The following is a 558-nucleotide window of genomic DNA, read 5'->3' as shown; positions in this document are numbered from 1 at the left end:
ACCGCCGCCGACACCGGCGTCTTCGCCGCCAGCAGCAACGGCGTTGTGAGCGTGCTCACCAGCGCTGGCAGCGCCATCGCTTCGCTCAGCGCCTCCGGCATGGAAGTCCGGGCCGGTCAGACTGCGAACGTGGAAATCGGCGGCTCGGTGCGCGGTCCCGGCGGGGCCAGCACCCCGGTCATTGACATCGACAGCGGCTCCGGCGCCGCCGTGACGGTGGCGGCGGGCGGCTCGGTGGCCTCCAGCCGCATGGCGACCGATTTCATCGGCGCCACCGGCGATCTGGCGGTCAACATCACCGGCGCCAGCGCCAATCTGGGCAACGACGGCGTCATCGTCGGCCGGGTGAACATGCCCGGCGGCGCCAGCGTCTTCAACAACCGCAGCTCGAACAGCTGGTACGTCACCGGCGACAGCAACTTCGGCGGCGGCGCCTCGACGCTCAACAACACCGGTCGTATCGTCACCGCCTTCCAGGGCGGCGTCGCGGAAACCGCCCGTTTCCAGAACCTCGCCACCTTCAACAACGGTGATCCGGCAGGCGTCGGCGCTGGCCTG

The 558-nt window shown here is 70.1% G+C and carries 1 protein-coding gene; it reads left to right on the top strand.

Going from position 1 to position 558, the window contains the following annotated elements; all coding sequences use genetic code 11:
- The coding region (locus tag AC4FS3_RS29270; RefSeq protein ID WP_491023459.1) for a hypothetical protein at positions 1-558 on the top strand (558 nt) is incomplete at both ends.

The sequence above is a fragment of the Pseudogemmobacter sp. TB195 genome (assembly GCF_058313095.1).
This window is presented reverse-complemented; position numbering and strand designations above follow the sequence as displayed.